The 9,533-nt window shown below is 61.7% G+C and carries 5 protein-coding genes and 1 tRNA gene; 4 read left to right on the top strand and 2 right to left on the bottom strand.

What is annotated here, in order from left to right; all coding sequences use genetic code 11:
* The 4 genes from EOB59_RS31985 to EOB59_RS31945 form a co-directional block, all read left to right on the top strand.
* Window positions 1–236 (top strand): hypothetical protein (locus EOB59_RS31985; RefSeq protein ID WP_206622087.1); only part of this gene is annotated, 236 nt, incomplete at its 5' end.
* 333 nt (window positions 237–569) lie between these two features.
* Window positions 570–7,238 carry a hypothetical protein gene (locus tag EOB59_RS35445; RefSeq protein WP_164895816.1) on the top strand — a complete coding sequence of 2,223 codons (6,669 nt, stop codon included), beginning with the start codon at window positions 570–572 and terminating at the stop codon, window positions 7,236–7,238.
* 413 nt (window positions 7,239–7,651) lie between these two features.
* Entirely contained in the window at window positions 7,652–7,960 is a 309-nt protein-coding gene (locus tag EOB59_RS31950) for a hypothetical protein (protein WP_128290111.1), read from the top strand.
* 120 nt (window positions 7,961–8,080) lie between these two features.
* Window positions 8,081–8,347 (top strand): pyocin activator PrtN family protein, encoded by a 267-nt coding sequence (locus EOB59_RS31945; RefSeq protein WP_128290110.1) that lies wholly within the window; start codon window positions 8,081–8,083, stop codon window positions 8,345–8,347.
* Window positions 8,348–8,434: 87 nt separating this feature from the next.
* Here the strand turns inward: EOB59_RS31945 and EOB59_RS31940 are convergent.
* Together EOB59_RS31940 and EOB59_RS31935 are read right to left on the bottom strand one after the other, a co-directional pair.
* Window positions 8,435–8,509: transfer RNA gene (locus EOB59_RS31940), tRNA-Val, on the bottom strand.
* A gap of 140 nt (window positions 8,510–8,649) precedes the next feature.
* Entirely contained in the window at window positions 8,650–9,333 is a 684-nt protein-coding gene (locus EOB59_RS31935) for a phosphoglycolate phosphatase (protein WP_128290109.1), read from the bottom strand.
* Window positions 9,334–9,533 lie beyond the last annotated feature (200 nt).

Below are 9,533 nucleotides of genomic sequence, written 5' to 3'. Positions count from 1 at the left end.
ACAGCTTCTCGCCACCGACGCCCGAACAGATCGAGGAGGGTTTCGTCGCCGGCATGTCTGAATTGGCGGCTTCCGGGGTCGCTGAGGGCGATATCAGCATTGCGCGCCGGTTCATCGCGGACATGGAGTTGGTCAGTCCTGGCGTGGTCGCTAGCCTGGAGCGCCATGGTGCGGGCAATGATCCGCGCCTCGTCCGCGCGGCCATCAAGGAAGCCAAGCGCCGGGGGTACCGCTGATGACGTGCCCTTGCTGCAACCAGCCTGTGCCCACACCGGAGCTTAACGACATGATCTCCGCTCGGAATATCAGCGGCCATGCAGCTGCCGTCCTAGAGGCGGTATGGCACGGCAAGGGCATGCCAGTCCCGACCGAAAGGCTGTTTGACGCCATGTACGCCGACGACCCCGATGGCGGGCCGTCGCCGGGGAGCATGTATGCCGCTCTTAGAAAAGCAATCGACGGTTTGAACGGTCAGCTGAACGACTGTGGCGTCTCGGTTGTCGGGGTCGGCTTTCGGCAAGGCCACCGGCTCGTTCTGCGCTCATAACACACACAAAGGGAGATCAATCTTGCCAACTATCGCTGAATACGAAACCTGGAAAGCCAAGCAGCAACAGAACGGCGTCGGCGCGGCCCAGATTGTACTTGGCTCAACCGCTGAGAAGCCCGACGCCGTGGCCGGCGATCTCAACCTCGCCAATGAGTTCGGCAAGGCCACGGGGAACCCGGTTCCGCCGCTGCCGATGGTGAAGGAATTCCGCAACGTCTTTCAACAGAAGATCGAGGAAGCGAAAAACAAAACGATCCTGTCGACCGCGCCGCGCCTGACGGAATGGCTGCGCAGCCCCGACAACGCAGCGCTCGCCAAGGACGATCTGCAAAACCTGTCCTGGTTCGAAGGCTTTGGGCAGGGCGCGACAAATACGCTCTCGCGGGCCGGCGAACGGCTCGGGCAGATGGGCAATCAATACATGCTCAACCAGACGGCGGGCCGGCTCCAGGACCGGCAAAAGTCGTTTGGGCAAATCCTTGACAGTGAGCGCGATACCGTCGCCACGGGCAGCGGCGACGTTCAATTGCTGCCGAACCTGGGCGATATCGTCGGCGCGGCTGGGCGGTATGTCGACGCTCGCTTTGCTGATCTGACCGGGACCGACGACGCCGCAAACGCGACCGGCTACGCCACGGCGCTGCAAGGCAACATCGACCGGCTCAAGGCAATCCCGAAATCGGGCATTGCGACGGAAGCCGAAAAGACCATGTTCGTTGATGGTGCGACCATCGGGCAAACCCTGCAGAACGTTGGCAAGGCGGTTTTGCAGCATCCGCTTGGCGTCCTGTCCTGGGCGCTGGAGACGGCTGGCGAGAGCGCGCCACAGATGGCGGCGGCGATCGGCGCGACGGTTGCCACGCGCAACCCTGCGGTGGGCATTGCCGCGCTGGGCGCGGGCTCCTATGCGACTGAGCGCTATACCTCGGTCGCTGACTTCCTGGCTGAGAAAGGGATCGACCTCAACAAGTCCGGTGACGTTGGCCGGGTTCTCAGCGATCCGTCGATTTTGAAGGAAGCCAACGACAAGGGCGTTGTTCGCGGCCTGATCATCGGCGCGTTCGATACGGTATCGGCGGGCCTTGGCGGCAAGGCGCTGTCTCACAATCCTATGGTCGAGGCGCTTGCGCAGTCGGTGCAACAGGCGATCGGCGGCTCGCTTGGCGAGCTTTCGGCGCGCATGGCAACGGGCCAGCCGATCGACTGGAACGAGATCGTCGCGGAAGGGCTGGCGGAGATCGCGACGGCGCCGGTTGATATGTCGATCGCCGGGCGCAAGCTGGTCACGGATCGTCGCAAGGCAAAGACGGCGGAAGGCACGGTCGCCCAGCTTGGCGAGATTTCGGCGAACGCCCAGGCGTCACAGGTCCGCGCCCGCACGCCCGACAAGTTCCGCCAGTTTGTCGAGGCAGCGACCGCTAACGGGCCGGTCGAGAACGTCTATGTTCCGGCTGAACAGTTCTCGACGTATTTCCAAAGCCTGGGCCTCGATCCTCATGATGTGATCGGCGAACTTGATGGCGTGTCGAGCGACGATCTGGACGTTGCGCTTGCGGGCGGCGGCGATATCCAAATCCCGACCGCCACCTATGCGGCCAAGCTCGCCGGCACCGAACACGATGCTTTCCTTATGGAGAACATGCGGTTCGATCCGAATGAGTTCACGGCGCTGGAGGCCAAGCAGTTCAACGAGCATTCGCAAGACGCGCTCGATGAGGCGTGGCAGGCGGCGGAGGAGGTGAGGCAAGAGCAGGAAGGCTTGCGCTCGCACGAACAGCAAATCTACGACACGATGGTTTCGCGGCTGCGCGAGGCTGGCCGGTCAACCGATGTCGCCACGAATGAGGCGGCGCTATATCCATCGTTTTACCGCGTCATGGCCGAACGCTCGGGCCAGACCGTTGACGATTTCATGCGCGCCTATCCGCTGCCCCAAGTGCGTGGATCGCTGCCCGAAGGCATGCAGTTTCGCGACGTTGACGCGCTGAACCGGACGCTCGCCGAAGCCCGCGCCCAACGCTCTGCCGGTTCTGACAAGCGGCAATCGCTCGCTGAGTTCATTTCGGATTACGGCGGGATCAACGACACGGGCGGCGAGTTGAAGGCGCTCGACGCCGGCACGATCAAGCGCAAGGGCAAGAAGTCGCTCAAGCTGGCCCGTGGCGGGCTTGTCGACGGCGTGCGCGACATGTTCGGGCAGGCGAGCGGGAAGAAGCACGGGCTTGATGATGTCGCCCAGGCGGCGATTGAGGCCGGCTATCTGGCGAACGATCCGGTCGCGACCGAATACCGCAACGCCGTCAGGGAAGGGCGGCAAGCGCCGAACATCGGCAACGCGCTGCTTGACGCGATCTCGCGCGAAATGCGCGGCGAGCCCGACTATGCGGGCGCGGTCGATGCAACTGCGGCGGATCACAATGCGCAGCTTGATCAAATTGAGGCATACCTCAACAGCCTGGGCGTCGGGCTGGATGACAGCGACGACGCAATCCGCGCGGCTGTCCAGGCTGATCAGGCCGATGAGGGGCAGAAGTACGGGCAGTCCGGCGACGTGCGCGGGCGCGGCTCGATCCAGTTCCCAGGCGGCGGCGTCGGCAATGGCGACACGGTTGTTCGCCTGTTCGAAAGCGCCGATCTGTCCACCTTCCTGCATGAGAGCGGGCATTACTTCCTGACCGTGCTGCGCGATCTCGCCGACAAGGGCGAGGCGACGTCAGGCGGCGACATGGAAACGGTCAAGGCATGGTGGCGCGACAACGCTGACGCCGTGGCGAAAGACGGCATGCGCGTCATGCCCGATGTCGCCTTGACCGCCGACGATGTGAACGCGGCGCTCGCCAACGGCACGACCGGCGATCTGATGAAAGACGCGGCGGTTGATGTCGGCATGCAAGAGCAGTGGGCGCGCGGGTTCGAAAGCTACCTGATGGAAGGCAAAGCGCCGTCAATCGAATTGCGCGGCGCGTTCGAGAAATTCCGCTCCTGGCTGATCTCGGTCTACCGCAAGTTGGCCGGGCTCAATGTCTCGATCTCGGATGATATCCGCGAGGTCTTCGGGCGCATGCTCGCCTCGGATGACGAGATCGCCAAGGCAAAGGATCAGGCCGGAGATAGCGGGCCGATCTTCGCCACGGCGGAACAGATGGGCCTCACTCCCGGCGAGTTCGCGTCTTTCCTTAAGCTGAGGGATCAGGCGGAGGATGACGCCAAGGCGCGACTGTTGCGCGAGGCGATGGCCCCGGTGAAGCGCGCGCAAGAAAAGTGGTTCAAGGATGAACGCGCCAAAGTTCGCGAGGAGGTCGAGCGCGACGTAAACACCTATCGCTACTATCGCGCCTGGGAATGGATGGGCAACCGCCGCTGGTTGGGTGAAGGTCAACCGAGAGAAGTCCCCAGCATGCGCTTGTCCAGGCAAATCCTGATCGACCGATATGGCGAGAATATCCTGAAAACGCTCCCGCGCGGCATGCAAACCATTTACGCGGTCGAGGGCGGGATTGACCCTGACGACGCTGCCGGCTGGTTCGGGTTCGATAGCGGCGATGAGCTTGTCCAGGCGCTTGAAAAAGCTCCGCCGCGCAAGGAAGCGATCGAGGCAGAGACGGACAAGGTGATGCGCGAGCGTCACGGCGACGTGCTGACTGACGGCGCGGTCGAGGCGGCGGCAATGGACGCGGTTCATTCCGACAAGCGCGGCCAATGGATCGCCGCCGAACTCAAGGCCGTTGTCGAGGTCGCAGGAACCGGCATTGGCATGACCGCGAAAGAGGCTCGGGCGTCGGCTCGCACGTCGATTGCGCGCATGCGTGTCCGTGATGCTATGAACTCCAGCCGGTTCCTCGCCGCCGAACGCAAGGCCGCTGAGGAAGCCGCCAAGCTCGGGGCGATGCTATCTCGAGAAAAGGTTTGGCTTGATGCCTCGCGCCGCCGCATTGAGGCCAAGGCGCGCGCCGCATCGAAGGGCAAGGCGTCATCCGATGCCGTCGCCTCGGCGATCGACGCATACAACGCCAAGTTCGAAACGACGCAATCGACGTTCACGGTTGCCGATCGCGAGGCCGTCAGCAAGTCGGGGAACGCGTTCACGATCAAGGGCGGCGAGCGCACGGCAACATCGCTCGGTTATAACGATCTGGTCGCCAAGTTGGTCGAGACCAAACGCCGTCAGTTGATCAATCATGCCCTCTATATGGAGGCGCGCAACGTCGCCGATGAGGTCGAGAAGGCGGAGAACTTTGTTGGCCGTCTCGCCAAGAAACCGACGCGGGAAAAGATCGCGGGCGCTGGCCGGCGCGAGAATGCGCGGATCGACTATCTGGGCGCGATTGATGAGATCATGGAGCGCTATGACTTCCGCAAGCTGAGTGGGGCCGCCGAGAGCCGGCGCGGGGCGCTGAACGCGTTCGCGGCCGCAATGACGGCTGCGGGCCGGGAAAACGAGCTTGCCATTCCTGAGGGCGTCCTGAGTGACGCGGCGCGTCGGCCATATAAAACCCTGCCGGTCGAAGAAATGCGCGGCGTGATCGACAGCCTCAAGAACCTGGAGCATATGGCGCTGCGCTGGAACAAGCTGATCGACGCCGGGAAAGAGCGCGACCTTGCGGTTGCCGTGACCGATGTCGTCGCAGCCTTCGACGCGAACTTGCCCAAGCGCCCGCCCGGTCGCGTTGCCACCAAGGGCGAGGCCGCGCAACATAGGGTGCGCCAGTTCTTCGATATCGTGCTGAACGCCGGCACGATGCTGCGCGAGATCGACGGGTTCAAGGATGACGGCGCGGCGTATCGGAACATCAAGACGCCGATCGATGAGGCTATGCACCGCCTTATCGCCCGTAAGGAGGCGGCGGCGGGCGATCTCGAAAACCTCTATGCTGTCTATCCGAAAGAGGATCGCCGCAACATGGCCGTCCGCAAGCATGTCCCTGAATTGGGCTATGCGCTTTCAAAGTGGGAGAAAATCGCGGTCGCGCTCAATCTTGGCAATGAAGGCAACCGCGCGCGGCTGACTGACCCCAAGGTTCGCGGCTCGCTGACTGAGGCCCAGATTGCAGCCGTGATCGCCTCGCTCGATGCCCGTGACGCTGATTTCGTGCAATCGGTCTGGGATTATGTCGGATCCTTCAAAGACGATATCGCCGCCCGCGAGCGCCGCGCTACAGGCGTCGAACCTGGGTGGGTCGAGCCGTCGCCGGTCGAGATCGCCGGCAAGACGTTGAAGGGCGGCTATTACCCGCTCAAATACGATCCGCGCCTGTCGTCGCTCACCCGTGATGATCAGGAAAATGAAATCTGGCAGTCGTTGCAGGGCGGTCGGTTCGGCAAGGCCCAGACGAGGCAGGGCCATTTGAAAGAGCGCGCGCAATCGTCTGGCCGTGCGGTTGAACTCGACATGTCGGTGCTGCATCGCCACGTCAACCAAGTGATCTATGACCTGGAGCTAAGCGAGCCAGTCGCGAACTCCTGGCGCGTTCTCCAGAACGGCGACGTTCGCACTGCCTTCATGGATGCGGGCAAGCAGGCAGATTTTGACGCGCTGGAAACGTGGCTTCTGGACGTTGGGCAGGGTGAGATAAAATCGGCCGATTTGGTCGGGCGCGCGGCCCGAACGCTCAAGTCGAACTTCACCGCGGCTAAATTGGCATTCAACCTTTCGACGGTCGCAATGCAGATTGTCGGACTGTCTCAGTCCATGGTTGTTGTCGGCAAAAAGGACATGACCGTTGGTATCATGCAGATGGCGAAAAATCCGATCGCCACGGCAAGCGAGGTCGCAGCCAAGTCGCCGTTCATGGCTTCGCGCCAGACTACGTTCAACAAGGATATCTATGATTTCTACGCCGATCCGAAAACCGGGCCGGTTGCCACACGATGGGGAGAGATCAAGGCGGAGATCGTCGGGCCTCTGGCGTTCTGGTTGATGACCAAAACGCAATGGCACCTGGCAGACGTGCCTACGTGGCTTGCAGGCTATCGGCAGGGGTTGCGCCAGAACGGCAACGACGAGGCCAAGGCGGTCGCTCACGCTGACAGCCTGGTGAAGCGCGCCCAGGCTTCCGGCCTGTTCCCTGACCGCTCTGCGGTCGAGCGCGGGTCCGTATCGCGCACCGCGCGCCAGAATGACGTTGTGCGGCTGTTCACGGCGCTGGGCTCGTACATGTTCGCCAAGTTCAATGTCGCCTATGAACGGACGGGAAAAGCAAAGCGTTTAATCGGCCAAGAGGGTTTGTCGGCCCGATCAGCCCAGGAGGCGCTATCCTGGTCGCTGGACATGGCTTTCCTGTTCACCCTGGAGGCGGTGATCGGCGCGGCGATCAAGGGGCAACTGCCTGGCGGCGACGATGACGACAAAGACGATGGGTGGGCGGCGTTCCTCGCGAAGCAGACGGGCTTTTCCGTCATGTCGACCATTCCAGGCGTCCGCGATATCTCGGGGCCGCTCCAGGGTTTCGATGGCGGCGGCTCCTATGGCGCAATCACCTCTGAGATTGCCAAGCCGCTTGTCGAGTTCGCGAAGTTCTTGAAAACAGGCGAGGTAAGCAAGCAACTGATCAAGTCGACCATCAATGCTACCGGTCTCGCGACCGGCTTGCCGGCGACACAGATCAACCGCGCGGTTGATGCTACTTGGCGGAGAGCCCACGGGGAGGACGTTTCACCGCTTGAATACGCGCTGGGGCGGCTACACTGACAGGAGTGAGCCGCTAAGGATGATTCCTTGGCTGGCTCGGCTCCCTTCGGCGCACCCCAGCGCCCCCGCCGTTCTCTGGTATGAATGCAACGCCGGCATCCTCAAGCGCCGCCTGAACAGCATTCACAGTAGCGATCACGCTTCGCTCTGTGCCGCGCGTCTCCATAAGCTTGATTGTCGGCGCTGACACTCCAGACTTCTCGGCGAGGTCATCTCGGGTCCAGTCGAGTAGCGCCCTGGCGGCACGCATCTGTTCTGCATTGATCATTCTACAAATCCTCTCGATATCTAAAAAAGATATTACGGTATCCAAAATGGGTTGACAATACCTTCCTTCTGGTTGACCTTCACAGATAACGGATTATCTATTAGGGATACCGTTGATTGACATCAAAACCGAAAGGGATGACACCATGATCAGCAATAGCCCTGTTTTCGAAGGCGAAATGAATTTCCTTGGCATCCTGCTACAGCAGGCAATGATGTATTCCAGGGCGAAGATCGACGCTCTGCCGGATGACATCAGCGTTGATGACGAGTTCGCGGCGATCGACGCTGCGAGCGCGCCGGCCTTCGCCATTGCGCAAACGATCTCGTCTCTCCCGGCGCGAACAGAAACTGAAAGTCGGATCAAGGCCACAGCTGCCGCCTGGATTGAAGGAAACTATTGGCAAGACAACGTCTATGGCGCGTTGAACGCCGAACACCGACTTGCAGGGTGAGAACCGACTGTGTTGCGACTGTGGTGTGTATTGTTGCGCTTCCAGCAACACTTGCCAGTCGGGTGGAAAGTAAGGCAATAGCTCCAATTGGGCGACGAAGAACCTAAGGAAGGGCTTTATATGAACACTGCATTTCTGTTGCTTGCGCAATACAATGGAGCGGCGATCATCCCTATCGAGGCTGTGTGCCGCGATTATTTCCAGCACCTCACGCCGCAGGTGCTCGCGCGCAAGACCACCGACGGCGAGATTGATTTGCCCTTGGTCAGGATCGAGCACAGCCAGAAGGCCGCGAAGGGCGTGCACCTGCTCGATCTCGCGAAATGGATTGATGACAGAAGGGCGGCTGCGAAGAAGGAGAACGATCAACTGCACGGGCGCAGGTAGGCCGCAAATGTGCGCCCGTGTGCATCCTTGTTTTCCATGTTTTTTTCATGGAACAATGCCAATATCCAGCTAAGTATCTGAAAATATTGGTGGGCGATGCAGGGATTGAACCTGCGACCCCACCCGTGTGAAGGGTGTGCTCTCCCGCTGAGCTAATCGCCCGCTCGTTGCCCGAAGGCCAAGCGAGCCGCGATATAAGGGAGGCAGGTGCGGGAAGTCAAGGCGGTGTCCAGCGTTCTGATAAGGATCAGATTTGCTGCCCTCACAGCCCTGTCTGCGACGCGGCGCCGGCCGCCTTTCGGTCAGTTTCCAGCCGCGGCGATCAGCCTTTGCGCCAGATCGAGCGTCAGGGCGTCGAAATGCGAAATCACCGCCGAGGGTTCGAATTCGCGGACATGGCGGTCGGTGTAGCCGAAATCGACCGCCACCACGGGGATGCCGGCGGCTTTTGCCGTGTCGATATCGGTTTGCGAATCGCCGACCATCAGCGCGCGGTGCGGGTCGCCGCCGGCCAGCTTGATGGTCTCGATCAGATGGCGCGGGTCGGGCTTGCGGAAGGCGAACGTGTCCTGGCCGGCGATGGCCGCGAAATGTTTGGTCAGGCCGAGCGCCTCGATCAGCGCCAGCGAGTTGGCTTCGTATTTGTTGGTGCAGATGGCGAGGACATAGCCGGCCTCCTCGAAGCGCGCTATCGCCTCGACGACACCGGGGTAGGGGCGCGACTTGCCGGGGATGTTGAGCGTGTAGTGGTCGAGGAAAAGCTTCAGCAGCCGGTCGTGCTCCTCGACGGCAAGCGATCGCTGATGGGCGGCGTGGGCCCGCTCGATCATCACCCGGCCGCCGTGACCGACAAAACGCCTGAAGCCGGCTTCGTCGACCGCGGCGATCTCGCTGGCGGCAAGGCTGTGGTTCAGGCTGTCGAGCAGGTCCGGCGCTGTGTCGATCAGCGTACCGTCGAGGTCGAACACGATGATCGGTCGGGTCATGGTCTGTCCTGGGCAGGTGTGCAATGGGCAGGCGATAGCGGCTGCGGCGCGTCAAGGCAAGCTGACTGGGGGCAAGCCGGCTTGGCAATCGCTTCAGACCAGTGACAGTTTCAACGTGTGGCGGGACCACCAATTGTGGAAGCCGGCGCTGCCCCTCATCGCCCTGCCGGGCACTTCTCCCCGTATAGTGACGGGGAGAA

This window comes from Mesorhizobium sp. M7A.F.Ca.MR.176.00.0.0 (assembly GCF_004023165.1).
Classification (GTDB): Bacteria; Pseudomonadota; Alphaproteobacteria; order Rhizobiales; family Rhizobiaceae; genus Mesorhizobium.
The sequence above is the reverse complement of the archived record's forward strand: the minus strand, read 5'-3'. Positions and strand labels throughout refer to the sequence as shown.

Bases quoted from the DNA above. Each gene is read 5' to 3' on its own strand.
- EOB59_RS31950 (WP_128290111.1), top strand. From the start codon at position 7,652: ATGATCAGCAATAGCCCTGTTTTCGAAGGCGAAATGAATTTCCTTGGC.
- EOB59_RS31945 (WP_128290110.1), top strand. From the start codon at position 8,081: ATGAACACTGCATTTCTGTTGCTTGCGCAATACAATGGAGCGGCGATC.
- EOB59_RS31935 (WP_128290109.1), bottom strand. From the start codon at position 9,333: ATGACCCGACCGATCATCGTGTTCGACCTCGACGGTACGCTGATCGAC.